The organism is Labedaea rhizosphaerae, assembly GCF_004362825.1.
Taxonomy (GTDB): domain Bacteria; phylum Actinomycetota; class Actinomycetes; order Mycobacteriales; family Pseudonocardiaceae; genus Labedaea; species Labedaea rhizosphaerae.
Map to the genome: position 1 here is coordinate 23,231 of NZ_SNXZ01000007.1, position 25,668 is coordinate 48,898.

Genomic DNA, 25,668 nt, shown 5'->3' on the forward strand with positions numbered 1-25,668 from the left:
CCAGACTCAGCTGAGGAAGGCGCGCAGCAGCGACGCGGTCCCGTCGAGGTGTTCGGCCATGGTGGTGCGGGCCGCGACCGGGTCTGCGCTCAGGATCGCCTCGACCACCTCCTCGTGCTTGGCGTTGGAGTGCTCGAGGTTTGGCTCCAGCAAAGGGATCTGGTCGAGGAAGTGGTTGATGCGGGTGCGCGCGTCGGCCACGGCGGCGGTCAGCGAGGCCGAGTCCGTCACCTCGGCGATGGCCAGGTGCAGGCGCGAATCCCGTCTGCGGTAGTCGGCGAGGTCCGCCGCCGATGCCCGCCCGAGGGTGTCGGTCAGGTGCTCGCGTGCGGCCTGGGGCAGGTCGCGGGTGGCAGCGAGCTCGGCGGCACCGGTTTCCAAGGCGTGGCGCAGGTTCAGCGCGTCCTGCAGTTCGGCGCCGTCGAACGCGACCGTGGTCGAGGCCGAGGGCAGGGTCGAGTTGACGAACGTCCCGCCGTACCGGCCCCGGCGCGACTCCACGTACCCGGCGTCGGCCAGCGCCTGGATCGCCGAGCGCAGGGTGGCGCGGCTGATCCCGAGTTGTTCCGCCAGTTCACGTTCGGGCGGCAGCCGGTCGCCCGCGCCGACGATGCCCAGCCGGATCGGCTGCAGCAGGCGCTCGACGGTCTCCTCGAACGCATTGCCCGCGCGCACGGGACGGAACGAGAACATCTACAGCGGCGTGACGTAGGCGCCCGAGATGCCACCGTCCACAAGGAACTGTGACGCCGTGATGAAGGACGCGTCATCGCTGGCCAGGAAGGCGACCGCCGCGGCGATCTCCGACGGCTCGGCGAAGCGGCCCAGCGGGACGTGGACCAGCCGGCGGGCGGCCCGCTCCGGGTCCTTGGCGAACAACTCCTGCAGCAACGGCGTGTTGACCGGCCCGGGGCACAACGCGTTGACGCGGATGCCCTCGCGCGCGAACTGCACGCCGAGCTCACGCGTCATCGCCAGCACGCCGCCCTTCGAGGCCGTGTACGAGATCTGCGAGGTCGCCGCGCCCATGACCGCCACGAACGATGCCGTGTTGACGATGGAACCCTTGCCCTGGCGCTGCATGTGCGGGATCGCGTACTTGCAGCACAAGTACACCGAGGTCAGGTTGATCTCCTGCACCCGGCGCCACGCGTCGATGCCGGTGGTGAGGATCGAGTCGTCCTCCGGTGGGGAGATGCCCGCGTTGTTGAACGCCACGTCGAGCGTGCCGAACTTGTCCACAGTGGTCTGGAAGAGGGCCTCGACCTGAGCCTCGTCCGAGACGTCCGCCGCGATGAACTCGCCGCCGACCTCGTCCGCGGCGGCCTTGCCGGCGACAGCGTCGACGTCGCCGATCACCACCTTGGCACCCTCGCTCGCGAGCCGCCGGGCGGTGGCGAGCCCGATCCCGCTCGCACCGCCGGTGATCACGGCGACCCGGCCGTCGAAGCGCTGCATCCCTCACACCTCCGTGCTGATGAAGACGTTCTTGACCTCGGTGAAGGCCGCGACCGCGTCGGGACCCAGCTCGCGGCCCAGCCCCGACTGCTTGAACCCGCCGAACGGTGTCCAGTACCGCACCGAGGAGTGCGAGTTGACTGACAGGTTGCCCGCCTCGACCGCCCGTGCGACCCGCAGCGCGCGGCCGACGTCCGAGGTCCAGATCGAGCCGGACAGGCCGTATTCGGTGTCGTTGGCCAGCCGGATCGCGTCGGCCTCGTCGTCGAACGGGACCACCGCGACGACCGGGCCGAAGATCTCGTCGGTCACCAGGGGATCGGTCATCGACCGGGGCGTGACCACGGTCGGCGGGAACCAGAAGCCCGGTCCGTCGGGCGCGCTGCCCTGGAACGCGATCGGGGCGTCGACCACATAGGACGACACCTTGTCCTTGTGCTGGGCGGAGATCAGCGGCCCCATCTCGGTGCCGTCCGCGCCCGGGTCGCCGACGACCACGCCCTTGACCGCGGGTTCGAGCAGCTCCATGAACCTGTCGTACACCTTGCGTTGCACCAGGATCCGCGACCGCGCACAGCAGTCCTGGCCCGCGTTGTCGAACACGCCGTAGGGCGCGGTCGCGGCGGCCCGCGGCAGGTCCGCGTCGGCGAAGACGATGTTCGCGCTCTTGCCGCCGAGCTCCAGGGTCACCCGCTTCACCTGGTCGGCGCAGCCGGCCATGATCTGCTTCCCGACCGTCGTCGAGCCGGTGAAGACGACCTTGCGCACCGCGGGGTGGGTGACGAACCGGTGGCCCACAACGGCTCCCTCGCCGGGCACGACCTGGAACACGTCCTCGGGCAGGCCCGCCTCGCGGGCCAGCACGGCCAGCCGCAGCGCGGTCAACGGCGTCAGCTCGGCCGGTTTGAGCACGACGGTGTTGCCCGCGGCGAGCGCGGGCGCGAACCCCCAGCCGGCGATCGGCATCGGGAAGTTCCACGGGACGATCACGCCGACCACGCCGAGCGGCTCGTGGAAGGTCACGTCCAGCCCGCCGGCCACCGGGATCTGCCTGCCGCTCAGGCGTTCCGGCGCCGCGGCGTAGTAGTGCAGGACGTCGCGGACGTTGCCCGCCTCCCAGCGGGCGTTGCCGATGGTGTGCCCGGAGTTGGCCACTTCGAGCCGGGCGAGGTGTTCGAGATCGGCGTCGACCGCGTCGGCGAAGCGGCGCAGCAGCCGCGCGCGATCGCCGGGGGCGACGTCCCGCCAGGTCCGGAACGCCGCCTGCGCCCGCGCGATCGCCGCGTCGGCCTCGTCGAGCGAGGCGAGCGGGACCTCGTCGATGGTCTCCTCGGTCGCCGGGTTCACCAGGACGGTCATCTGCGCGCCTCCTCGACCAGCGCCGCGAACAGGCGCACGTCGTCGCTGTCCTGTTCCGGGTGCCATTGCACGCCCAGCACGAACGTGCCCGGCAGTTCGACTGCCTCGACGGTCCCGTCCGGCGCCCAGCCCACGGCCGCCAATCCGGTGCCCAGGCGGTCCACGGCTTGGTGGTGGTAGCACTGGGCTTTCGTTGCCCGGCCGAGGATCCGCGCGGCACGGCTGCCTTCTGCCAAGGTGACGTCGGTGGCGCCGTAGACCGCCGGCGCGGGTTGGTGACCAGTGCCGACCCGCTCGGGCAGGTGCTGGACGAGGGTGCCGCCGAGTTCGACGTTGAGCACCTGCATGCCGCGGCACACCGCGAGCACCGGCGTTCCGGCCAGCAACGCGGCACGCAGCAGGGCGAACTCGAAGCCGTCGCGTTCCGGCCTGGTCACGGTGCGGTCGTGGGGTTGCTCGCCATAGCGGGACGGGTCGACGTCGGCGCCGCCGGCCAGCACCAGGCCGTCCACCGCGGCCAGGGCCGACGTGTCCTCGCCCACCGAAGGCAACAGGACCGGGATCCCGCCGCCCGCCACCACACAGTCCACATAGGTCCGTGGGACGAGCACGGCCGGGGTGTCCCAGACACCCCACCGCGCGCTCTCGACGTAGGTGGAGATGCCGATGACGGGCCTAGAGGCGTTCGAAGCCACGCACGCGCTCCCAGTCGGTGACGGCGGCATCGAAGGCGGCGACCTCGATGCGGGCCGCGTTGAGGTAGTGCCGGATCACGTCCTCGCCGAAGGCCGCGCGGGCGACCTTGCTGTCGGCCAAGAGGTCCGCGGCCTCGCGCAGGGTCGCCGGCACGGTCGGCTTGGCCGAGCCGTAGGCGTTGCCGACGAACTCGGCCTCCAGCGGCAGTTCGTTCTCGATGCCGTGCAGCCCGGCGGCCACCAGCGCGGCGACGGCCAGGTACGGGTTGACGTCACCGCCCGGCACGCGGTTCTCCACGCGCAGCGAGTCGCCGTGCCCGACGACCCGCAACGCGCAGGTCCGGTTGTCGGTGCCCCAGGCGACGGCCGTCGGGGCGAAGCTGCCCTTGGCGAACCGCTTGTAGGAGTTGATGTTCGGCGCGAAGAAGTAGGTCAGCTCGCGCAGGCAGGCCAGCTGCCCGGCCAGGAAGTGCTCCATCAGGGTCGAGAACCCGCCGGGCCCGTCGCCGGCGAGGACCGGTTCGCCGCCGGTCGAGCGCAGGCTGATGTGGATGTGGCAGGAGTTGCCTTCGCGCTCGTTGTACTTCGCCATGAAGGTCAGGCTCTTGCCCGCCTGCGCGGCGATTTCCTTGGCGCCGGTCTTGTAGATGCTGTGATTGTCGCAAGTGGACAGTGCGTCGGTGTAGCGGAAGGCGATCTCGTGCTGGCCCGGGTTGCACTCGCCCTTGGCCGACTCGACGTACATACCCGCGCCGGTCATGTCGTTGCGGATGCGGCGCAGCAACGGCTCCAGCCGCGCGGTGCCCAGCATCGAGTAGTCCACGTTGTACTGGTTGGCGGGGGTGAGCCCGCGGTAGCCGGCCTGCCACGCCTGCTCGTAGGTGTCGTTGAAGACGATGAACTCCAACTCGGTGCCCACGTACGCGGCCAGTCCGCGATCGGCGAGCCGGTCCAGCTGGCGCTTGAGGACCTGGCGCGGCGAGGGGGGAACCACCCCGCCCTGCACCCACTCGAGGTCGGCGAGCACGAGCACCGTGCCCTCGTGCCAGGGCAGGTGGCGCAGCGTGGCGAGGTCGGGCCGGAGCACGAAGTCGCCGTAACCGCGGTCCCACGAGGACATCTCGTAGCCGTCGACGGTGTTCATCTCGACGTCGACGGCGAGCAGGTAGTTGCACGCCTCGGTCGCGTGCGGCACGACCTCGTTGAGGAAGTACCGCGCCGCGCACCGCTTGCCCTGCAAGCGGCCTTGCATGTCGGTCATCGCCACCAGGACGGTGTCGACGGCGCCGGTGTCGACCAGCTCGCGCAGCGCGTCGAGGGTCAGCATGCCTGGGGCAGTGGTCATCCGGACACCCTTCCGCGCCATCGGCCGCCGTTCAAAGGTCTACTATTGGACCATTGGGCGAGGGTGTCAAGCCGGTCGGTGGATGCGGTCCGTGAACCGGCCGTAGACTCTGCGTGGCCGTGCGAAGCCTGTCCGGCGGGAGCGCTTCCGGCCACTTCCTGGTGGACGGCTGGAGGGGGCGGGCGCTCGTGACCGTGGTCGACACCCGGGCAGAGGTGTCGAGGTTCCTCGGCGTGTGGCTGCCGACCTTCTTGACCTCGACCTCCCTGACCCTGGCCACGTTCGGGCTCAACTGGTGGATCGCGGGCACCCCGAACGGTCGTGCCAACCTCGGCGTCGTGGTCGGGGTGGCCAACATCGTCGCCGTGGTCGTGGTGGCGTTGCTGTCGGGCGTCCTTGATCGCAAGCACCGGGCGCGTTCGACGATCGCGATCCTGTTGTGCGCCATCGTTGTGGTGGCCACCGCCGACGTGGTGTTCCTGGCCTCCGCGAGCTTCGCGGTGCTGGCGTTCGCGACCGTCTGCTACATCGCGATCGAGGTGCTGCGCTCGAACTACCTGGCGGTCATGGAGACCACCAACGCCGACCTCGCGCCCCGGCACTGGTCCGCCGAACGCGTGGCCACCCTGATCCAGAGCCAGCCGCAGGTCGAACGCATCGCCGTACCGGCCGTCGGCGGGGCGTTGATCGCCGCCGGTGCGCTCTACCTGCTGCCGATCCTGGGCGCCGTGCTGCTCTGCGTCGTGCTGGCGACGCTCTTCTTCACCTTCCGTCACTTCGCCTCGGTCAGCCGGGACGAGGACGCGGCGCCACCGGGCGGCTGGCTGCGCACCGTGCGCAGCGACGTCCGGGCGTCGGTCGCGTTCATCCGCCGCGACCCGGACCTGATCTTCATGCTGGTGATCGGCGTCCTGATCAACGTCGTCTCCTACCCGTTCTACAGCCTGCTGCCCGCCTACATCTCCCGCTACCACCTGGCCGCGCCGGACCAGGCGACGCTCTACGGCCGGGCCGGCATCGCCTACGGGATCGGGTTGCTGGTCGGCACGCTGGTCATGATCCGGGTCGGGCGGCACGCCACGAAGCCGCGGATCGGCCGGGCCGCGCTCGCGCTCGCCATCGACTGCGTGGTGCTGCTCGTGACCAACTCCTTCGACAGCCCGGTCGTGTTGATCGTGAACATGACCTTGGTCGGCGGGTTGCTGGTGGTCTGCTCGACGACGACGGGCGCGATCTGGCTGCACCGCGTGCCCGCGGACGTGCGGGTGCGCGTGTTCAGCGTGCGCCGCCTGGCCATCTTCTCCAGCATTCCCTTGGGCACCAGCCTCATGGGCTTCGGCGGCACCGCTCTGGGCTATCCGCAGTACCTGCGCATCCACCTGTGCGTCGTGCTCGTGGTGCTGGCGATCGCGTGGGTGCTGCGCGTGCGCCGAGGACGGCGTGCGGAGTTAGCTCAGGAATAACCGGTCGTGGTGTCGCGCGTAGGCGGTGAACCGGGCCTCGGCCACGCCGGTGTCCTCGCCTGCGGCGTTGGGGCCGTAGCTGCCGTCAAGCTCCACTTCGGACAGATGGAAGTCGGTGCCGTCGAAGAGGAAATCGGCGCAGAAGTACGGGATCGGGAACTTCTCGGCGAGGTAGCCGACCACCTTCTCCAGTTCCGGTGGCAGCTCGACGAATTCGGCCGTGCCGCCGCGCCCGATGTTGGCCGCGACCTCACCGGGGGCCGGTGAACGGCGCATCGTGGTGTGGACCCGGCCGTCGACGAAGTACAACCGGTAGTCCACGGTCCCCGCGCCCAGGAACGGCTGGCAGACCAGATCGCAGTCCGCGGCCGCGGCCAGCGACGCGACCTCGCGGACCTGGCGCTCGTCCTCGGCCTTGAACACGCCCATGCCACCGAGCCACCCGGACGGCTTGACGATGACCGGGTACGGGAGCTCGGCCAGCGACGCCGCGCCGACGACCGACTCGTGCCGGCCGGTGCCGAAGCGGAACGTCGGGATCGGCGGGATGGGGCAGTCGGCCAGGTACAACGCAGTGGTCAGCTTGTCGGTCGCGATCCACGACAGCTCGGGCGGCGTCGGCAGGTAGAACCCCAAGTGCCGCAACAACGTGAAGGCGGACATCGTCCGGAACGCGTCGCCGAGCTGGTGGGGGAGCGTGTACAGCGCCGTGACGAAGATCGTGTCGGCCGGGGTCACCGCTTGCCCGTCGACGAACACCTGTGGCGTCGGCCCGCCGATCGCGTCGACGACGATCGAGCCGGGATCCTCCAGTTCGAAGGACAACCCGCACCGCGCGGCCGCGGCCCGGTAGTGACCCCAGAGCTTCTTCTCCGAGGCCGCCCGGCGTTGCGCCGTCCCGCGGTCCGGGATGATCCACCAGAGATTGCGCACCCTTGAAACCCCCACTCGGAAAACGCCGATCACTTCGCGCCACCGGATGGTAGCGGTGCGCACCGACACCACCACGCAGCGATTGCGGCGCAGCTCGAAGAGGGCCCGATCGGACGGCGGTTGTTTCCCGACGGCACCCAGTGCCCAGCGGTCCCGCGCGCTCCGAGATGATCACGCGCAGCCAGCCGACCCCAGGAGTGATCATGTCCGGAGCCAGTGGTTTAGCCCGTTTCTGCCTGGCCGCGCTGGCGGCCTGCGCTCTCGCCACGGTGTCGGCCGGGTGCGACCCGGTCGACGTGGGACCGGCGCAGGGGGACGGGTCGGTGAGCGCCGGCAGCAGCGACCTGCCCGCGCCCCGGTCGGACGAGGCAGCGCAGTTGCTGGCCGGGCTGACGGTCCGCGTCGCCGACACCGGCGCCCACTACAAGCGTGCGGACTGGGGCGACTGGGAATACGACCCCGGCACCAAGTGCAACACCCGTGAGCAGGTCCTGCGCCGCGACGGCCACGGCATCAAGACCGACAGCCAGTGCCGCTCGACCTGCCCCGAGGGCGCGCAGGCGTGCTGGACGTCGCTCTACGACGGCGTGGCGGTGACGTCGGCGAGCAAGCTGCAGATCGACCACGTGGTCCCGGTCTCCGAGGCGGCGCACTCCGGCGCCCGGCCGTGGTCCAAGGCCCAGCGCGAGGCGTTCTACAACGACACGGACAACCTCGTGGCGGTTTCGGTGCACAGCAACGAATCCAAGGGCGACCGCGACCCGGCCGTGTGGCGCCCGCCTGCCCACGACGCCTGGTGCCTGTATGCCCGCGCGTACATTCACGTCAAGGCCAAGTACAAGCTCACCATCGACCAAGCCGAACACGACGCGTTGGTCTCGATGCTGCACACCTGCTGACATGGGGGTGGACGTCTTCGCGCTGGTCACCGCGTGGGAGCCGGCGGTCGCCGCGTACCGCGCCGCGGATGGGCTGGACTTCTACTGGGACGCCAACGTGGCGCGCAACCAACGGTTCCTCGCGGGCGACGAGAGCGACGACCTGCCGGAACTGCCGTTCCTGACGGAGGTCGAGCTGCCGGGCGGGCGCAGCTCCTACCTCTGCGCGGGGGAGTACTACGACTTCCTCCGCCCGCACCTGCCCACGCCGATGCGCGCCGCGGCCGATGCCACCTTCGGACTGTTGCTGCCGCATCTCGGCCCGGAGTGGGCGCCCCCGCGCCACGATGACCTGGCGGCCGATGCCGGGATCGAGCCCAGTGCCAACGTCCTCTACGCACTGCGCCCGGAGTCGGTCCGCGACGTGCTCGCCGGGCAACCGCCGTGGGAAGAGGTGCTGGCCATTGCCGAGCGGTACCCCGTGCGGCCGGAACCGGAGCCCAACTACGCCAACGAGGACACGTTCCAGCTCACGGCCTGGCAGCACCTCGCCACCCTGGCGAGCGCGTCAGCGGACGGCCGGGGCGTCGTCACCGTGATCTCCTACTGAGCGACCTCCGAAGCCAGTGCGGAGCCTTGTGAGCCAGCACGAGACGATGTCAGGCGTAGTCCCCGAGATTCGGTGGTGGTGATGAGCAAGCGGCTCGTGCTGCAGGCTGCCCGGCACGGCGAGTGGGCGGAGCTTGCCGGTCGCCGGATATCGGCGGAAGCCGTGCGCCTGGTCTGCCTGGACGAATCGCACCTGGACCCTCGGGGCGTGCGGATCCGCGGTGCCGAGGTGACCGGAATGCTCGATCTCAGTGGTGTGTCGATGGCTGTGCCACTGCGTTTCGACGGCTGCACGTTCACGGACGAGCTCCGCGTCGAAGGGGCGAGCCTGCACGAACTCGCCCTCACGGACTGCCGGCTGAGTGGGGGAGTGCGGGCCAACGGTGTGCACGTCGCGCACGACCTGGATCTTTCCGGCTCGCACGTGAGCGGCGCGATAGCGACGGCCGTGAGTGCCAACCGGGCCGCGATCTGGTTGTGCGAAGCGGAAATCGGCGGGCGGCTGTTGTGCCACGGCACCCGCGTGGACGGCGACGCCGACCGCTCCTTGTTTGCCGACCTGCTGCTGGTGCGCGGGTCGATCCAACTGCTGGACTTCGTCGCGCGAGCCGAGGTTCGGCTGTACAACGCGAAGATCCACGGGTCGATCGATTGCACCGGCGCGCGTGTGTCCCCGGGCCAGCTGGCCATCAACCTCGCCAACGCGGCAGTCGGCGGCAGCGTCGTGCTCGCCGAGATGCACGTCAACGGCTGGATCGCGATGAGCTCGGTGCGGATCGGCGCGCATTTCGTGGTGCGGGACACGGAGTTGCACGACGACGGCAGTGGTGTCGTTCGCCGGACGGACAAATACGCGACCGGTCGGACGCCGGACACGGTGCTCTGGGCGCAACGCCTGTCGGTCAACGGGACGGTGAGCTTCGAGAGCGCCTGCCGGACCCGCGGTCGGCTGGACTTCTCCCTCGGGGATTTCGGTGGCGTGCGGTTCGACTCGGGCTGCGTGCTCGAAGCCCCGGACGACGTTGCCCTCGACCTGACCAACGCGGAACTCCGGTCTGGCCTGATCATGCACAAGGGCGTGGACGTCGCGGGCACCGTGCGGATCGAGGGCGCAGCGATCAACGGAAATCTGACGCTGCAACGAATCTCGATGCGAAGGCCGGCCGGCCTGGCGCTGCTCGCCGCCAGTTCGGTCCGGGTGGCGGGCGACGTCGAGCTCGAAGGGATTCACACCGACGGCGGCACGCTCAACTTCCGCGCCGCCGACCTGGGCAACAACCTGGACGCCAGCGGCGCGGTGCTGCGCAACCAGGAAGGGCTCACCCTGCGGCTGCTCGGCACCCGGGTCCGCGGCTCGGTGCGGCTCACGTCCGGGTTCAGCTCGGCGGGTGGGGTCGAACTGCGCAGGTCGGTCATCGAGGGCCGGCTCGACCTGCGCGGCGGTGAGTTCGTCCGCGTGGTGCCGGGCGGGCCGCAACGCCTGGCCATCGACGCCGAGTGGGCCAACGTGCAGGGCGGGATGTACCTCGGCTGGCGGCGCGTGACGTCCAGCGTCAGCTTCCAGGCCAGCCGGACCACCGTGCTGGCCGACGACCCGGACCGCTGGCCGGAGCGGTTCGTGATCAGCGGGATGACCTACGAGCGGTTCGGTTCGCTCGGCCCCGATCACGACCACGTGTGGGACGGTCGGGCACGGGCGCGCTGGCTGGCCCGGCAGGCGTCGTTCGATTCGGGCGCCTACGAGCAGGCTGCCACGGTGTTCCGCCAGCACGGCCGCCGCGCCGACGCCGAGCACCTGCTGATCATGCAGCGCAAGCATGCGCTGCGCGAGCAGAACTCGCTGGGGCGCCCGCTCGGGCGCTGGCTGCGGGTCGCGGTCAATCGGCTGTACGGCATGTTCGGGTTCGGCTACCGCCCCGGCCGCGCGGGCTGGCCGCTGGTGCTCTTGCTCGCTCTGGTTTTCCTGATCGCCCTGCTTCCCTTCGGCGCCAACACGATGCGCACCACCGACGACCGCGGCAACGTCTACGCCCCCACCGGCCGCGTCGTCACCATCGACCCGGCCGACAAGGCGGCGGACCTCGGTCCTGACTACGTCGTGCCGGCGGCGACGCCGGCTCGGCCCGATGCCTGTGGCGACGGGCAGGTCCGGTGCTACAACCCGTTCTTCTACGCGGTCGACACGGTCGTGCCGCTTATCTCGCTGAACCAGCGCTCGACGTGGTACCCGGACTCGCACGCGGCCGGTGGCTGGCTCATCGAGTTGACTCTCGACCTCGCCACGCTGCTCGGCTGGGGCCTGTCGTCGATCCTGGTGCTGTCCGCCGCACAGCTGGCCCGCAACGTCTAACGTGCCTCGGCGACCTCCGGGAAGCCGAACAACGCGACCAGCGCCGGGTCGTGGAACTCGGTCACGCGGGCGATTCCGGCGGCGGTCGCGGTCAGCACGACGATCCCGTGAGCCCGCAGCTCACCGTCCGCGTCCCGGTGGTACACCGCTGCGGCGGGTTGGCCGTTGGCCGTCGTCGGGAGCAGGCGCCAGTCGCCCGCAGCGCCCAGCACGTATGTCGCGAGCAGCCGGATGCAGTTGACCCGCCCGGCCTGCCAGTCGCGGAAGGGCGTCGCCTCGAGCGTCGCGTCCGTGCGCAACACCTGTTCCAGCAGGCTCGCGTCCGCCCGCTCGAAGGCCGCGATGTAGCCCTCGAGCAGGGCACGCGCTCGCTGATCGGTGGGTTCGAGCAGCTCGGCGGGCTCGACTGAACCGAGACGGGCACGGGCGCGCTGCAGCCCGCTCTTGACCGCCGCCGTCGTCGTGCCGAGGATGTCCGCGGTCTCGGCGGCCGAGAACGCCAGCACCTCACGCAGGATGAGGATCGCGCGTTGCCGTGCCGGCAGGTGCTGCAGGCTCGCGATGAGGGCGAGCCGCACCGACTCGCGGGCGACCACCGTCTCGGCCGAGTCCGGCAGCGGCTCCAGCCACAAGACCTCGCCAGGCCGGACCTGACGAGGCGGCCCGGGTTCGTCCTGGGGACCGGCCAGGCCCGAGGGCAGCAACCGGATCCGGCGCGGCGCCAACGCGGTCAGGCAGACGTTGGTGGCGATCTTGTAGAGCCACGACCGGACCGAGGCGCGCCCCTCGAAGCCATCGAAGGCACGCCACGCCCGAAGGTACGTCTCCTGCACCAGGTCCTCGGCGTCCTGGGCCGAGCCGACCAGGCGGTAGCAGTGCGCCAGCAACTCCCGCCGGAACCGCGAGGTCTCGGCGGCGAAACGCGCCTGGTCCGCCGTCATGCGCGCGAGCGTAAGCGGTGGCATCAGGGCCGCAACGCCAGCTTGCCGACCGTCGCCCGTGCCTCCAGCTCGGCCAGCGCCTTGGCGCCGTGGGCCAGGTCGTAGACGGTGGGGTTCGCGGGCACCACAACTCCCGCACCGATGAGCGCGAACAGCTCGCCCATCACCTCGCCGAAGAGCTGCGGCGCGGACTGGATCAGCACGCCGAGGTTGAGACCGATGAGCTGGACCTGGTGTTGGTAGACCAGCTCCCAGTTGGTGACCGCGGCCTCGCCGCCGGCCAAGCCGTAGACGACGACCCGGCCGGTGACCCGCTTGGCGGCGGCCAAGCCGGCCGCGAAGGTGGCGCCACCTGCCGACTCCAACACCACGTCGACCTCGCCGGCGAGGTGGTCGAGGGAGTCGAGCACCTCGTCGGCCCCCAACGCCCGCACCGTGTCGTGCTTGGCGGGCGAGGCGACGGCGATCACGGTCGCGCCGTGGTGCTTGGCCAGCCGCACCGCGGCCTGCCCGGTCGCGCCCGCCGCCGCCTGGACCAGCACGGTCTCGCCGGCGGCGACGCGGCCCAGCTTGAGTGCGGCGAGGGCGGTGGGCCAGTTGACGGCCAGGCCCAGCGCCTGCTCGGCGCTCCAGCCCGGCGGCACCGGCGTCGCCGTGGGCAGAACCACGTACTCGGCGAACGCCCCGTCGCCGACACCGAACACGAGGGTGCCGGGCTGGGGCCCGGTCGCCCCTTCTCCTAGCGCCACGACCTCGCCGACCGCCTCGAACCCCGCGAGGTAAGGCGGCTGCGGGCCGTGGAAGAACGTGCCGTGGGCCTTGGAGAGGTCGGCGAAGTTGACCCCGGCGGCGGTGACCCGGATCAGCACCTCACCCCGGCGCGGGCTCGGCACCGGCGCGTCGGTGATCAAGGACAGGTCCTGCGGCCCGTTCAGCGAACTCTGGCGCAGGGCACGCATGGTGGCGGGAAGGCTCAAGGCAGTCGGCTCTCTGGTCGCGGCCTGCCTCGGCACGGCAGGCTCTCGACCAGGTAGACCTCGGCCACCGCCGAAAGGAATCGAGGGTCAGGCGTGTGCGCTGCGCTGCGCCCGGAGGGCCACGACCGTGGTCACCGCGAGCACCACGACACCGATCGACTCCTCGACGAGCGTGGTCGGCACCAGCGTGAAGCTGAGCGTCTCGGTGATCCCGAACAGCCCGACGGTCAGGGCCAGGATCAAGGCCAGCAACGTGCCCGCCATGAACAACAACCCGAGCACGCTGGCCGCGAGCAGCAGCCGCCGCGGCGCGGCGACCATCGCGATCGCCAGCACCACCCCGCCGATCGCGTTGAGGACGAAGAGGACGCCCAGCACCCCGCCCACGCCGTCGAAGACGAGGTAGAGGTGGATCGCCGCCATCAGGAGCAGGGCCAGCGCGCTGAGCCCGCGCCAGATGACCGGTGACAGCACTCCGCTCGGCCCCGTGTGCAGGTATCCGGAGTTCCCTCCGCTTGCGTCGATGGTTCCCATCGGGACTCCTCGGTGTCGTGTTCCCCTTCCTCTAGTACGTCCGATCGGGCGAACAGGTTCAACCGGTTCAACGGCGGACGATGACCGTGAACGGGCCGACCTCGCGGCTGACGAACTGCGGTGACGCGAACAGCTCGGCCGGGAACGTGAGCCGCCGGCCGGTGTTCTCGTAGGGGAAGTTCGTCCAGTTGATGTCGAACACGTAGTCGCCGGCCGCGTCGCGGGTGAACACGAAGACGTTCGGCAGGGTGAATTCGCTCGCGGACAGCTTCGACAAGAATTCGGACGGTGAGCTCGACCGGGCCCAGCGCACCAGCTCCTCGTTGCGTTCGGGATAGCGCGCGAGCGGGTTCGCGTACTGCTCCTTGTTCGTCTGGAAGCTGTGGTAGGGCTGGAAATCCAGCAGCTGGAAGTCGTTGGTGAGCAGCACGTTGTCCTGCGCGGGTCGGCCGGAGAGCTGGGCGATGACGTCGATCAGCTGCTTGTTGTACGGGCCCCACTGGTCGGTCGCCTTCGCGGCGTCCACGACGTGACCGTCCGCGTCGTAGGAGGTGTAGGCGCCGCCGAGCAGGGCCTTGATGCTGTCGGGTCGGAACTGGGTCAGCTGGACCGCGACCAGCACGGCGAGCACGCTCGCGAGCACCCGCGTGCACTGTGGGCTGCTGATGTGGAGGCGGCGGGGGAGCGATTCGACCAGATCGAACACCGCGAACGCGCAAGCGCACCACAGAACGATCTCGCCGACCTGGGCGATGTGCGACGAGAGGAGCGTGGTGTTGTCGGCGAGCGCGAGCGTCGACGACAACTGCCAGACGACGCAGGCCGCGGCGGTGATGCCGAACGCCTGCGCGACGGGGTTGCGCCGCCACGCGACAACGATCCACACCAGCCCGATCATGCAGATCACCCCGGTGACCGTCGGTTGCAGCATGGGGGTGCCGAGGGTGGCCATGCCGATCGGGAAGAACTGCGGGGCGGCGTTTCGTCCGGTGGGCATGCGCATCGCCGAGTAGAGATAAGGCGCCCACACCAGCAACGTGATCGGGAGCGCGGCGAGGCCGATCAGGCCGAGCCGGACCACCACCGTCGACCACCTCGCCTTGCTCCGCACGGTGGCCACCGCAGCGGCCACCACAGCGGCGGCGACGACGAGCAGGACCGCGAACCCGAACAGCAGCGTGTAGGTGGCGGCGCACACGCTGATCCCGAGCCCGATCAGCCCGAGCAGCACGGTCGCCGGGCCCGGTCCGGCCGCACCGCGCCGCTCGGCGATGGTCCGGAACAACCGCCAGGCCAGCACCGCCAGCGGCGGGATCACCACGGTGGCGACCCACGAATACGGCTCGTAGGCACCGAGGATCGTCCCGGTGAGCGCGAAGACCATCGCGATCCCGAGCGCTTTCTTGCGCGAGACGAGCAGACTCCACAACACGAAGGCCAGCGCGGCCACCACGGCGATGGTCAGGATCGCGAACGGTTTGTATGCGGCCCACGCCGGCCGGCCGATGAGGCTGGCGAACCGGCCGCCGAGCCAGAACCACCCCGCCGGGTAATACGGCGGGATGCCGAGGTAATTGTCGTCCGCCAGGGACGCGGACACGGTGAGCCGCTGCAAGTACTGGATGCGGAAGAACTGGTCGCCATTCGTGCCGAACAAGTAGAAAGGCGTTCCGGCCAGCGTCAGCGCCTGCACGGTCGAGGTGAAGGCCGCGGGCAGCAACCACGCCAGCACCGTGCTCGACCGCGACCACCGTCGCCACAACAGCACCACCACGACACAGCTCAGCACGAAGACAACGGACCACGTCAGCGCTATCGGAACGTTCGACTTGTACCGGATCGGCAGCGCGTCGACCGCCCACTGCACGAGCCCACTGACCAGCGCGGCCGCCGCCACCGCGGCGACCACTTCGATCCCGAGCAAGACGACCCGACGCCGATTCGGAAGCGGATCCATGTCGGGCGTTTCGACCACCACGGCGACCGGCTTGGCGCAGGTGTCGGTCACCATTCGACCAGTCCCCGCGTACCGGCGACGCGGCCCCCCTTGAAACTCCCCATACCCTTTGAATGACCGCGGCGGCCGATCTGTTGCGTTCGGCTGACTCGAATTTCGCTCGAGTGGGGGTCAGCGGAAGGACATCGTCTCCATGGCGAGGTAGGTGTGCGCGGCCCAGGAGAGACGGTCTTGGGCGAAGTACCGTTGCAGCGCGTTGCCGTTGAGCGCGTTGTCCAGCGCCGCCATGATCATCGACTGGTCGAGCACCAGCCGGCGGTGGCCGACCGCGCCGGTCGTCGGGTTCACCGCGTCGTAGAAGCCGCCGTTGGTGTCGTACACGTCGGGGTAGAGCGTGCGCAGCCGCTGGATGTTCGCGTAGGCCTCGTGCGGGAGGACGCCCAGAGCGAGGAACGACGCGTGTGGGGTCACCGTGGTCTCGGTCGCGCAGGTGGTGCACTGCGCGAGGCCTTGGCCGGTCGGCAAGGCCTGACCCTCGACGCCGAACCCGCCGTAGCCGCCGGTGTCGTCGGCCGTGCTGGACGGGGACAGGCCCCAGACCGGGTAGTGCAGCGTGTCGGTGGCGTACTTGATCTGGACCTGAGCGGTGCGCAGGTTGGCCAGGCCGAGGCCGCGGGGACCCCAGGTGGTCTCCGGCACGACCTCGCCTGCCATCAGCGCTTCGAACATGCCACCGGCGAAGGTCGGCAGGAAGGTCAAGGAGGTGCCGGGGTAGGTGTAGTGGCCTTCCCAGACCCGGAAGTGCTTGCCGGACTGGGGATCCCGGTAGGTCTGCCAGTAGCCGGGCACCGGCCACTGGCCCTGCCAGGAGAAGTCCGGGTCGGTCGCGCACTGCTGGGGCGGCAGCGTTCGCCAGGTGCGCCACCACACGTCGCCGGGCATCTGGTGCATGCCCATGCCGATGTACATCGAGATGCGGGGATCGCTGTAGAGCGCACCGTTGTGGTAGCCGGCGGGGCCTTGGTCGACGTAGTAGCCGCCGTACTGCTGCCCGGTGGGCTGGTTGCCTTCGATGTCCGGGTTGGTGTTGCACGCGGTCTGCGCGCGATCGTCGTAGTAGATGGAGAAGTCCATCGGCGTGAGCAGCTTGTCCACCAGGCCGGTGAGCTCGGGCAGGGCTTGGCGGGTGGCGATCAGCCCGGAGGCGTACCAGCCATTGTCCACAGCGGACAGGAAGAAGCAGTTGTCCTGCGTCGGCGTGGTCTCGGTCGTGCAGTCGATGTCACCGGGATTGCGGATCACGTGGCCGGTTGTGGTGTCGTACCACTGGTAGAGCATCCCGTGCGAGCGCTTGAGCTTGGCGACAGCGTTCAGCGTGTCGGCGATCAGCGAATCCGCCCGCCCGCGACTGATCAATCGCAGATCCTTGGCGGCGATCACCGCCCAGAGGTAGACACCGATGTTGGCGGCCGAGGTGTAGGTGCCCCGGGTGCTGCCCGGGCCGAGGTTGTCCAGCGGCAGGTGCGTGGTCGGATCGACGTCGTCGGCGTAGAACGCCCACGTGTCCTTGGCGATGGAGTAGAGGTCCGCACGCTGCTGCGCGGTGAGGGTCGAGTCGGCTGGCTCCGCACCGGCGGGTTGGCCCACCACCAAAGCGGCGGCCGCGAGGATCGCAACGGGGAGGGTCCGGCGTAACCGACGGATTCGCATGATCGACGTCCTTCACGGTGAGTCGACAGCAGCCCCCTCGACTCTGTACCCGTCGGACGGGCGGTGCAACACGCCATCCGGTGGCACCGCCTTCGGCGAAAGGCTTCTGAGCCGTTCGGCGCGTAGCAGCTCCCTTGCACCCGGGGACAAGGCGGCCACTCCGCCGGTGGCGGTGGGTCCTCCGCGGTGAAGTCGCGGAGGACCCACGGCACGTCACCGGGGGAGGACCAGGTGGTCGGCGATCTTGTACAGGTCGGCCTGCGGGAGGTGGCCGGCGACGGTGATCGCCGCGTGGTCGACGGCGTCCAAGATGGACAGTGAGGCGTAGCCCGACTCCACGTTGTAGCGGGTCTGGTGGCCCTGGACCTGGCGGCCCGGCTTGCCTTGCACCCGGCCCGGTTCGCTGGTGTAGACCTGGACCGTGTCCATGGTGTCGCAGGTGCCGATCGAGTAGTGCGTGCTGGTCGCGGTCCCCAGTTCCGGGCCACCACGGCCGATCTCGAAGGTGCACATCCGCATCCCGCCCGGCAATGCACCCAGGCCGAACACCGGCGTGACGGTCGTGGTGCCCGGGAACTCGATGTGCTCGGCGACCCGGTGGCCGATGTCGATCAGCTGCGTGGCCGGCGTGGTGCTGCCGGGTTCGTTGCCGATGTTCACGTACACCGAACCGCCGCGCGGGTTGGTCAGGTACAGCTCGTAGCCGCCCGGACCGCCCGAGTTCGCGCTCTCCACACCGGCTCGGCCACCGATGGTGACGTGCTTGCCGGGACCGGACTTGAACATGGCCTCGTCCGGCGACATCATCCGCATCTCCTGGACGTCCACGAGCAGGACCTGGTGGCCGACCGTCACATTGAGGAGGTACTCGCCGTCGTACACCGGCTTGGTGGAGCCGGCCGCCGCGCCGGTGTTGATGCGGCGCGCGAGGGTGTCGACCTTGCCCTGGGGAAGCCAGCCGAGGGAGAACGGCATGGCCAGCGGCTCGATGGCCGGCTTGGCCGGTGCCTTGGCCACGGCGGGGTGGTTCGACCGGGCCGGTCCGGCCGCCGCGACCTGGTCGCCGGGCGTCGGCCGGTTCAGCGCCACCACCGTGACCGCGGCCAGAGCCAGCAGGACCACGCCCGCGGCCACCGCGAGCGGCCGGTTCAGCCGGGCGCGCTTGCGGTCGATGCGCTCGCGCGTGGCCGCGAGCACCTGGTCGCCGTCGGGGGCGTCGTGCTCGTGTGCGGTGAAGGTGTCCTTGATCAGGTTCTCGATGTCCATCAGGTCTCCTTGGCCTGGGCCACCCGCTCGATGGTCAGGCCGTGTCTCAGGGTCGTCAGGGCTTTGTGGGCATGGGCGCGCACGGTCGCCTGCGCGCAGCCGAGCACGTCGGCGATGTCGGCGTCGGAGAGTTGCTCGTAGTACCGGAGCACCACGACCGCGCGCTGGCGCTTGGGCAGCCGCGCCAGCCTGCGCCACATGTCGTCGCGGGCCGCGTGCTCCGACGCGAAGTCGTCCGGACCGGCCTCGTCCGGCGGGTCGCCCACGGCGATCAGGCGCGCCGACCCGCTGCGCCGCCAGGACAGGTAGCCGTTGGTCACCATCCGCAGCACGTAGCGGTCCGGGTGGTCGGCATCGCTGATGCGCGACCACCGGCGGTAAGCCTTGACCAGCACGTCCTGCACCAGGTCGGCGGCCTGCTCCCGCTCCCCGGTCAGCATCGTCGCGCAGCGCAGCAACCGCGGCAGGTGGGCCCGGACGAAGTCCTCGTAGTCAGCCATCACTACGGAAGACTGCTGCGGCACGCGTTCTGTTTACCCGCGTTCGGAAATCTTTTGCGAACAAGGCCTACGCGGGTACTTCCGGCAACCGGGCCAGCGCGGCGTCCATGTCGGCCTCGGAGAACTCCGGATCCGCCAGCTCGCCGTCCAGGTAGGCGTCGTAGGCGGCCAGGTCGAAGTGACCGTGCCCGGACAACCCGAAGAGGATCACCGGTCGCTCGCCGGTCTGCTTGGCCCGCTCGGCCTCCTGCACCACCGCGCGGATCGCGTGCGCGGGTTCGGGGCCCGGGAGGATCCCCTCGGCCCGGGCGAACTGGACCGCGGCTGCGAAGGTCTCGTTCTGCCGGTACGCGCGCGGCTCGACCACGCCCGCCTTGACCAGGGCGCACACCATGGGTGCGTCGCCGTGGTAGCGCAGGCCACCGGCGTGCATCGGCGGCGGGACGAAGTCGTGGCCCAGCGTGTGCATCGGCAGCAGCGGGGTCAGACCGGCGGTGTCGCCGAAGTCGTAGCGGAAGGCGCCGCGGGTCAGCGTCGGGCAGGCGGCCGGCTCGGCCGCGATGAACCTGGTGCGCGCCTCGCCGCGCAGGACCCGCCGCAGGAACGGGAAGGTCAGCCCGGCGAAGTTCGACCCGCCACCCACGCAACCGATCACGATGTCGGGTTCGTCCCCGGCCAGCTCCAGCTGGGCGATCGACTCGATGCCGATCACGGTCTGGTGCAGCATCACGTGGTTGAGCACCGAGCCGAGCGAGTAGTTGGTGTCCGCGTTGTTCGCGGCGACCTCGACCGCCTCGGAGATGGCGATGCCGAGCGACCCGGTCGGGTGGGTGGCCTGACCCCTGCCCGCCTCGGTGCGGTCGCTGGGGGAGCGGTGCACGGTGGCGCCCCACGTCCGCATGATCGAGCGGCGGTAGGGCTTCTGGTCGTAGCTCGACCCGACCATGAACACCTCGCACTCCAACCCGAACAGCGAGCACGCGAACGCGAGCGCCGAGCCCCACTGCCCGGCGCCGGTCTCGGTGCTGAGCTTGCGGATGCCGGCCTCGGCGTTCTCGTACGCCTGCGCGACCGCGGTGTTCGGCTTGTGCGAGCCGGCCGGTGAGGTGCCCTCGTACTTGTAGTAGATGCGCGCCGGCGTGCCGAGCGCGTGTTCGAACCGGTGCGCCCGGTACAGCGGCGTGGGCCGCCACAGCTTGTACGCCTCGCGCACCGGCCCGGGGATCTCCACCTCCGGATCGGTCGTGACCTCCTGCTCGATCAACCGCGCCGGGAACAGCGGCGCCAGGTCGTCGGGCCCGAGCGGCTGCAGGGTGCCGGGGTGCAGCGGCGGCATCGGGTCGCCGGGCAGGTCGGGCAGCAGGTTGACCCAGTGCGTCGGGATGTCGCGCTCGGACAGGAGGAACTTCGTCTGGTCGTTCGCCATCGCCGCCTCCAGGGGTGCGCCTGATCCTCCGTCGCGGGCCGCACCGCTGGCAAGGGCAAACAAGGGCAACCGAATCAGGCAGAACGCGGGTGGGCAAGGGCAGCCGTGCGCCGCCGCTCTTCCCCCGGTGCCACGCGCCGGTTTACCCCTTGGAGTGCCATCCCCCTGCCTGGAGGTGTCACTCCCGTGAGCCCACACCCACAAAGACCACGACGTCCACGCGCGGGCCTCGCCGCGGTGGCCGCCGTCGCTGCGGCTGCCGCCGCCACCTTGGTCGCCACCGGCGGTGCCGCCGCCGCGGTCGACCAACCGCCGGCCCAGAACAGCGCCCGGCCGGCAGTGCTTGCCTGCGGCACGACCAACCTCGCCCTCGGCCACAGCGCCACCGCCTCCTCGACCGAGTCCGCGGCGTTCCCGGCATCGGCGGCCGTCGACGGCAACGGCGGCACCCGGTGGTCGAGCGCGTTCAGCGACCCGCAGTGGCTGCAGGTCGACCTCGGCTCGGCGCAGGCGCTGTGCGACGTGACGTTGACCTGGGAGGCCGCGTACGCCACGGCGTTCGAGGTCCAGGTCTCCACGGATGCGACCAGCTGGACCCCCGCCTTCTCCACCACCGCCGGTACCGGTGGCACGCAGACGGTCTCCGTGTCCGGCACCGCGCGCTACGTGCGGATCTACGGCACCCACCGGGCCACGCCCTACGGCTACTCGCTGTTCGAGGTCGCGGTGCACGGCACTGGCGGCACGCAGGCGAACTGCGTCCAGTCCGACACCCCGAACTTCGGTCCGAATGTCCGGATCTTCGACCCGGGCATGTCGGCTGCGACCATCCAGGCGCAGCTCGACACCGACTTCAACAACCAGAAGGACACCCAGACCGCGCAGTTCGCCGAGCGGCGGGTGGCGCAGCTGTTCAAGCCGGGCACCTACAACGTCAACGACAACGTCGGCTTCTACACGTCGGTCGCGGGCCTCGGCCAGAACCCCGACGACGTGACCATCAACGGCCACATCACCGTGGACGCGTTCAACGCCTCCGACGCGGGCAACGCCACCCAGAACTTCTGGCGCTCGGCGGAGAACATGGCCGTCAACGCCTCCGGCGGCGACCGGTGGGCGGTGGCGCAGGCCGCGCCGTTCCGCCGGATGGACATCCGCGGCGACCTGCAGCTGTACCCGGCGAGCTACGGCTGGGCCAGTGGCGGGTACGTCGCCGACACGAAGGTCTCCGGGCAGACCGCGTCGATCTCGCAGCAGCAGTGGTACACCCGCGACTCGGCCTACGGCAGCTGGTCCGGTGGCGTGTGGAACATGGTGTTCTCCGGGACGTCCGGTGCGCCGGCCACCACGTTCCCCAACCCGCCGGAGACGACGCTGGCCACCACGCCCGTCTCGCGCGACGTGCCGTACCTGTACTTCGATGGCAGCAAGTACCGGGTGTTCCTGCCTTCCTTGCGCACCAACGCTTCGGGGCCGAGCTGGGCCGGTGGCAGCACGCCGGGCAGCTCGCTGCCGATGAGCCAGTTCTACGTGGTGAAGTCGGGCGACACGGCGTCGACCATCAACGCCGCGCTGGCCTCGGGCTGCAACCTGTTCTTCACCCCCGGCGTCTACCACCTCAACCAGACGCTGAACGTCACCAAGGCCGGCACGGTGATCCTGGGCATCGGCTACCCGACGCTGGTGCCGGACAACGGCGTCAACGCCATGCAGGTCGCCGACGTCGACGGGGTGCGGCTCAAGGGCCTGCTCTTCGACGCGGGCACCACGAACTCGAACGCGTTGCTCACCGTGGGCCCGTCCGGGTCGTCCGCCTCGCACTCGGGCAACCCGATCTCCGTGCAGGACGTGTTCTTCCGCATCGGCGGCGAGAACCCGGGCAAGGCGACGAACAGCCTGGTGGTCAACAGCAGCAACACGATCATCGACCACATCTGGGCGTGGCGGGCCGATCACGGCAACGCCGGCAGCGTCGGCTGGGGCACGAACACCGCCGACACGGGGCTGGTGGTCAACGGCAACAACGTGATCGCGACCGGCCTGTTCGTGGAGCACTACCAGAAATTCGAGGTGATCTGGAACGGTCAGGGCGGCAAGACCATCTTCTTCCAGAACGAGATGCCCTACGACGTGCCGAACCAGGCCTCCTGGAACAGCGCGTCGGGCGTCAACGGTTATGCCGCGTACAAGGTGGGTCCGGGCGTCACCAGCCACGAGGCGTGGGGTCTGGGCAGCTACTGCTTCTTCAACACCAACCCGTCGGTGAACAGCTACCACGCGTTCGAGGTGCCGAACAACGCGAACGTGCGGTTCCACAGTCTGCTGACGGTGTCGTTGAACTACCAAGGCACGATCACCCACGTCATCAACGACACGGGTGCGGTCACGCCATCGGGCACGACCCCGAGCAACGTGGTCAGCTACCCCTGAGGCAATAGCCCTGAATGGCCCATTCAGGACGGTCACCGTCCCGAATGGGCCATTCAGGGTTCAGGGCTCAGTGTTCAGGGCTCAGCCGGACAGCGACCACTTCTGGGCGGCCGTGCCGTTGCAGGTCCAGATCTGCAACTGCGTGCCGTTCGTGGTGGTGCTGTTCGGGTCGTCGAGGCACTTGCCCGACTGCGGGTTCACCAGCGCGCCGTTGGACACCGCCCACTTCTGGGCGTCCGAGTTGTTGCACTCCCAGTACTGCACCTTGGTGCCGTCGGTGGTGCCGCTGTTGCTGACGTCCAAGCAGCCGCCGAGGGACTGGATGGTGTCGTCGCCACCGTGGTACCAGCGCTGGGCGTTGTTGGTGCGGCAGTCCATCAACTGCACCTTCGTGCCGTCGCCGGTGCCGTAGCCGGTGACGTCCGCGCACTTGCCCGCGATGCCGGAGGTCAAGTGCGTGGTCGGCAGCCCGACCGCGGTGCCCGGGTACGACGGCGGCGCGGCGGAACTCCCGCTGGCCCATGCGGTGTTCGCCGTCGTGCCCAGCGTGAAGTTCAGAGTGCCACCGGCGGTGATCGCGCTCGTCGGCACGTAGGCGTTGTTCCACGCCGCGCCGTTCCAGGTGGCGCTCTGCACGTACGGGGCGTTGTCGGCCGCCGCGGGTGCGTCGATGGTGAAGGTGTTGCCGCTGGGCAGCTTGAGCACGGCCTGGGTGAACAGCGGGCTGCCGAGCGCGAGGTCCGCGGTACCGGGCGTCTCCGGATACATGCCGAGCGCCGAGAACACGTACCAGGCGCTCATCTCGCCGAGGTCGTCGTTGCCGGCGAGGCCGTTCGGCTTGTCGGTCCAGATCTGGTCCTGCGCGCGACGGACGGCGGCCTGCGCCTTGTACGGCTTGCCGATGTAGTCGTACTCCCACGGCAGGTACAGGCTCGGCTCGTTGCCGAGGTCGGCGTGCGTGCCGTTCTCACCGTGCAGCTGGCTCAGCACACTGTCCAGGTAGGACTCCATCTTGGCGTTGCCGCCCATGGCATCGGCCAGGCCGCGCACGTTGAACGGCACCATGCCGGTGTACTGCCACGACGTGCCCTCGACGAAGTTGCTGCCGCTGGCCGGGTTGAAGCCGCCCTGCCACGAACCGTCGGCCAGCCTGGGCTGCATGAAGCCGCTGGCCGGGTTGAACGTGTTGCGCCAGTCCTGCGCGCGGTTGGCGAAGAGGTTCTTGTTGTTCGTGTCACCGAGCGCGCCCGCGAACGCTGAGATGGCGAAGTCGGCTGTGTCGTACTCGAGCTGGGTGGACACCGGGCCGTAGAAGTTGCAGCAGTGGTAGGTGGTCTCGGGCGGCAGGTAGCCGGGGGAGTTGAGGTAGTTCAAGCCCGGGCGCATGTTGTTGGCCGCGCTCGCCTGCTTGAGCATGTCCGCGAGCGCCGTGGCCGTGTCGAAGTTTCGAGCACCGAAGGCGTAGTAGCTCGCGAGGATCGGGTCGGCCGGGTCGCCGACCATCACGTAGGTCTCGCCGTTGTTCTGCGACCACTTCGGCAGGCCGCCACCCTGGGTGTAGTCGGTGAGCATCGACTGCGCGATGTCACTGGTCTGCTGCGGCGCCACCAGGGCGGACAACTGGGCCTGCGTGCGGTAGATGTCCCAGCCGGAGAAGTTGGCGTACTGCGCGGAATGTCCACTCGCGACGGTGTGCACCTGGTTGTCGAAGCCGGTGTACTGACCGTTGCTGTCGGAGAAGACGTTGGGGTGCAACAGGACGTGGTAGAGCGCGGTGTAGAACACCCGCTGCTGCGCGGAAGTCCCGCCGCTGATCTGCACCCGGCCGAGCAGCGTGTTCCACGCGTTGTGTGCGGCCGTGTGGACGGCGTTGAAGTCCCAGCCCGCGTTCTCCGCGGTCCGGTTCGCGACGGCGTTGGCCACGGACACGTACGACAGGCCGACCTTGGCCTGCACCACTTGTGAGCCGGTTGTGTTGAACGTGACGTAGCCGCTGTTCGGCCCGCTGAGCTTCGGCGTGGGCGAGGCTTTGGGCTGCACGCCATGCAACTTCGTGGACGGCTTGGCCTTGGCGGCGGTGGCGAGCGCCGTGCCGCTGGTGGTGAACGGGTGGTCGAAGACGATGTCGAAGTACGCGGTGTAGGTGAACCCGGCGCCGCAGAAGTGCCCGGACTTGACGGACCCGGAGATCTCGGAGTTGTTGACGACCGTCCACGTGGTGGCCTCGTCGCCGTTCTGGCTGCCGTTCAGCTTGAAGATCAGGTTGGCCTGCGTGGTCGACGGGAAGGTGAAGCGGGCCATGCCGGAGCGGGTGGTCGCGGTCAGCTCGGTCCGGACACCGTTGTTGAGCCCGACGGTGTAGTAGCCGGCGTCGGCATCTTCGTTGGCGTGGGAGAAGGCGTCCGTCGCGCCGGTGTTGATCCCGCCGACGGTGGGCAGGATCGGCACGTCGCCGTCGGCGCCGCAGCCGGGGCCCGCGAGGTGGGTCAGGCTGAACCCGGTGATGCTGGTGTCGTTGTACTCGTAGCCGCCGCCGTCGGGCCGGCTCGGCGTGTCGGGGCTCCACTGCACCATGCCGAACGGCACGTCCGCGCCGGGGAAGTCGTCGGCGGCGTTGGAGGTGCCGATGAACGGGTCGACCACGGAAGCCGGGTCGCTCACCGGCGCGGCGACTGCTTGGGCGGTGGGAAGGGCGACGGCCACGGCAACGCCGGTCGCGGCGGCGACGAGCAGGGATAATCTTCGCATGTCGGATCGTCCTCGGTCGCAGGGTTTCGGGCAGGACTGATCGGAGGGCGCTGCCATCGCCCTCGCACATACCGAACATGGTTGATCAC

At 69.8% G+C, this 25,668-nt stretch carries 20 protein-coding genes; 5 read left to right on the forward strand and 15 right to left on the reverse strand.

Annotation, left to right across the window (positions count from 1 at the left end; genetic code table 11):
• Positions 1-6: 6 nt before the first annotated feature.
• The 5 genes from EV186_RS31525 to EV186_RS31545 are packed head-to-tail and all read right to left on the reverse strand — an operon-like array spanning position 7 to position 4,857.
• Positions 7-693, reverse strand: a complete 687-nt coding sequence (locus tag EV186_RS31525) for a FadR/GntR family transcriptional regulator (protein WP_133853166.1) — start codon at positions 691-693, stop codon at positions 7-9.
• A complete protein-coding gene (locus EV186_RS31530) occupies positions 694-1,458 on the reverse strand; it encodes a 3-oxoacyl-ACP reductase (protein WP_133853167.1) in 765 nt (254 codons plus the stop codon).
• Between the two features lie 3 nt (positions 1,459-1,461).
• Positions 1,462-2,817 (reverse strand): aldehyde dehydrogenase family protein, encoded by a 1,356-nt coding sequence (locus EV186_RS31535; RefSeq protein WP_133853168.1) that lies wholly within the window; start codon positions 2,815-2,817, stop codon positions 1,462-1,464.
• Complete coding sequence (locus EV186_RS31540; RefSeq protein ID WP_133853169.1) at positions 2,814-3,512, reverse strand: gamma-glutamyl-gamma-aminobutyrate hydrolase family protein; 699 nt, start codon at positions 3,510-3,512, stop codon at positions 2,814-2,816. Before EV186_RS31540 ends, EV186_RS31535 begins: the two co-directional genes overlap by 4 nt.
• A complete protein-coding gene (locus EV186_RS31545) occupies positions 3,493-4,857 on the reverse strand; it encodes a glutamine synthetase family protein (RefSeq protein WP_424983764.1) in 1,365 nt (454 codons plus the stop codon). The genes EV186_RS31540 and EV186_RS31545 overlap by 20 nt, the downstream gene beginning before the upstream one ends.
• Before the next feature lie 113 nt (positions 4,858-4,970).
• On the opposite strand from EV186_RS31545, the gene EV186_RS31550 reads away from it, so the two are divergent.
• Complete coding sequence (locus EV186_RS31550) at positions 4,971-6,320, forward strand: MFS transporter (protein WP_133853170.1); 1,350 nt, start codon at positions 4,971-4,973, stop codon at positions 6,318-6,320.
• On the opposite strand, the gene EV186_RS31555 is transcribed toward EV186_RS31550, so the two are convergent.
• Positions 6,306-7,253 carry an ATP-grasp domain-containing protein gene (locus tag EV186_RS31555; RefSeq protein WP_133853171.1) on the reverse strand — a complete coding sequence of 316 codons (948 nt, stop codon included), beginning with the start codon at positions 7,251-7,253 and terminating at the stop codon, positions 6,306-6,308. The two genes, EV186_RS31550 and EV186_RS31555, sit on opposite strands and share 15 nt — an antisense overlap.
• A gap of 203 nt (positions 7,254-7,456) precedes the next feature.
• Here EV186_RS31555 and EV186_RS31560 point away from each other — a divergent pair, with 203 nt between their 5' ends.
• The 3 genes from EV186_RS31560 to EV186_RS31570 all read left to right on the forward strand — a co-directional run bounded on the left by EV186_RS31560 (position 7,457) and on the right by EV186_RS31570 (position 11,090).
• A complete protein-coding gene (locus EV186_RS31560) occupies positions 7,457-8,152 on the forward strand; it encodes an HNH endonuclease family protein (RefSeq protein WP_133853172.1) in 696 nt (231 codons plus the stop codon).
• A 1-nt stretch (position 8,153) separates the two neighbouring features.
• Positions 8,154-8,741, forward strand: a complete 588-nt coding sequence (locus EV186_RS31565; RefSeq protein WP_133853173.1) for a hypothetical protein — start codon at positions 8,154-8,156, stop codon at positions 8,739-8,741.
• Positions 8,742-8,822: 81 nt separating this feature from the next.
• Positions 8,823-11,090: a hypothetical protein gene (locus EV186_RS31570; RefSeq protein WP_133853174.1), complete on the forward strand. Its 2,268-nt coding sequence runs from the start codon at positions 8,823-8,825 to the stop codon at positions 11,088-11,090.
• Here EV186_RS31570 and EV186_RS31575 read toward each other — a convergent pair.
• The 8 genes from EV186_RS31575 to EV186_RS31610 form a co-directional block, all read right to left on the reverse strand.
• The gene (locus EV186_RS31575) at positions 11,087-12,031 is read right to left on the reverse strand and encodes an RNA polymerase subunit sigma-70 (protein WP_133853175.1); all 945 of its coding nucleotides are present in this window, start codon (positions 12,029-12,031) and stop codon (positions 11,087-11,089) included. The genes EV186_RS31570 and EV186_RS31575 overlap by 4 nt on opposite strands.
• A gap of 23 nt (positions 12,032-12,054) precedes the next feature.
• The gene (locus EV186_RS31580) at positions 12,055-13,008 is read right to left on the reverse strand and encodes an alcohol dehydrogenase catalytic domain-containing protein (RefSeq protein WP_133853176.1); all 954 of its coding nucleotides are present in this window, start codon (positions 13,006-13,008) and stop codon (positions 12,055-12,057) included.
• 87 nt (positions 13,009-13,095) lie between these two features.
• Positions 13,096-13,542: a hypothetical protein gene (locus EV186_RS31585; protein ID WP_208115881.1), complete on the reverse strand. Its 447-nt coding sequence runs from the start codon at positions 13,540-13,542 to the stop codon at positions 13,096-13,098.
• Positions 13,543-13,609: 67 nt separating this feature from the next.
• Positions 13,610-15,553, reverse strand: a complete 1,944-nt coding sequence (locus EV186_RS31590) for an arabinofuranosyltransferase (RefSeq protein ID WP_133853177.1) — start codon at positions 15,551-15,553, stop codon at positions 13,610-13,612.
• A 117-nt stretch (positions 15,554-15,670) separates the two neighbouring features.
• On the reverse strand, positions 15,671-17,209 hold the full coding sequence (locus tag EV186_RS31595; protein WP_133853178.1) for a glucoamylase family protein: 1,539 nt from the start codon (positions 17,207-17,209) through the stop codon (positions 15,671-15,673).
• A 213-nt stretch (positions 17,210-17,422) separates the two neighbouring features.
• Positions 17,423-18,475, reverse strand: coding sequence for a hypothetical protein (locus EV186_RS31600; RefSeq protein WP_133853179.1), 1,053 nt, complete (start codon positions 18,473-18,475; stop codon positions 17,423-17,425).
• Positions 18,475-18,975: a SigE family RNA polymerase sigma factor gene (locus tag EV186_RS31605; protein ID WP_166659417.1), complete on the reverse strand. Its 501-nt coding sequence runs from the start codon at positions 18,973-18,975 to the stop codon at positions 18,475-18,477. Before EV186_RS31605 ends, EV186_RS31600 begins: the two co-directional genes overlap by 1 nt.
• 67 nt (positions 18,976-19,042) lie before the next feature.
• Entirely contained in the window at positions 19,043-20,401 is a 1,359-nt protein-coding gene (locus EV186_RS31610; protein ID WP_133853181.1) for a TrpB-like pyridoxal phosphate-dependent enzyme, read from the reverse strand.
• A gap of 186 nt (positions 20,402-20,587) precedes the next feature.
• Between EV186_RS31610 and EV186_RS31615 the strand changes: the two genes are divergently transcribed.
• The gene (locus tag EV186_RS31615; RefSeq protein WP_424983769.1) at positions 20,588-22,831 is read left to right on the forward strand and encodes a discoidin domain-containing protein; all 2,244 of its coding nucleotides are present in this window, start codon (positions 20,588-20,590) and stop codon (positions 22,829-22,831) included.
• 81 nt (positions 22,832-22,912) lie between these two features.
• Here EV186_RS31615 and EV186_RS31620 read toward each other — a convergent pair whose 3' ends face one another.
• Positions 22,913-25,579: a lectin gene (locus tag EV186_RS31620; RefSeq protein WP_133853182.1), complete on the reverse strand. Its 2,667-nt coding sequence runs from the start codon at positions 25,577-25,579 to the stop codon at positions 22,913-22,915.
• Positions 25,580-25,668: the final 89 nt, after the last annotated feature.

Coding starts and splice junctions, on each gene's coding strand:
- EV186_RS31575 (WP_133853175.1), bottom strand. CDS start 12,031: ATGACGGCGGACCAGGCGCGTTTCGCCGCCGAGACCTCGCGGTTCCGG.
- EV186_RS31600 (WP_133853179.1), bottom strand. CDS start 18,475: ATGGACATCGAGAACCTGATCAAGGACACCTTCACCGCACACGAGCAC.
- EV186_RS31560 (WP_133853172.1), top strand. CDS start 7,457: ATGTCCGGAGCCAGTGGTTTAGCCCGTTTCTGCCTGGCCGCGCTGGCG.
- EV186_RS31605 (WP_166659417.1), bottom strand. CDS start 18,975: ATGGCTGACTACGAGGACTTCGTCCGGGCCCACCTGCCGCGGTTGCTG.
- EV186_RS31535 (WP_133853168.1), bottom strand. CDS start 2,817: ATGACCGTCCTGGTGAACCCGGCGACCGAGGAGACCATCGACGAGGTC.
- EV186_RS31525 (WP_133853166.1), bottom strand. CDS start 693: ATGTTCTCGTTCCGTCCCGTGCGCGCGGGCAATGCGTTCGAGGAGACC.
- EV186_RS31530 (WP_133853167.1), bottom strand. CDS start 1,458: ATGCAGCGCTTCGACGGCCGGGTCGCCGTGATCACCGGCGGTGCGAGC.
- EV186_RS31565 (WP_133853173.1), top strand. CDS start 8,154: ATGGGGGTGGACGTCTTCGCGCTGGTCACCGCGTGGGAGCCGGCGGTC.
- EV186_RS31620 (WP_133853182.1), bottom strand. CDS start 25,579: ATGCGAAGATTATCCCTGCTCGTCGCCGCCGCGACCGGCGTTGCCGTG.
- EV186_RS31545 (WP_424983764.1), bottom strand. CDS start 4,857: ATGACCACTGCCCCAGGCATGCTGACCCTCGACGCGCTGCGCGAGCTG.
- EV186_RS31570 (WP_133853174.1), top strand. CDS start 8,823: ATGAGCAAGCGGCTCGTGCTGCAGGCTGCCCGGCACGGCGAGTGGGCG.
- EV186_RS31595 (WP_133853178.1), bottom strand. CDS start 17,209: ATGCGAATCCGTCGGTTACGCCGGACCCTCCCCGTTGCGATCCTCGCG.
- EV186_RS31585 (WP_208115881.1), bottom strand. CDS start 13,542: ATGGGAACCATCGACGCAAGCGGAGGGAACTCCGGATACCTGCACACG.
- EV186_RS31590 (WP_133853177.1), bottom strand. CDS start 15,553: ATGGTGACCGACACCTGCGCCAAGCCGGTCGCCGTGGTGGTCGAAACG.
- EV186_RS31610 (WP_133853181.1), bottom strand. CDS start 20,401: ATGGCGAACGACCAGACGAAGTTCCTCCTGTCCGAGCGCGACATCCCG.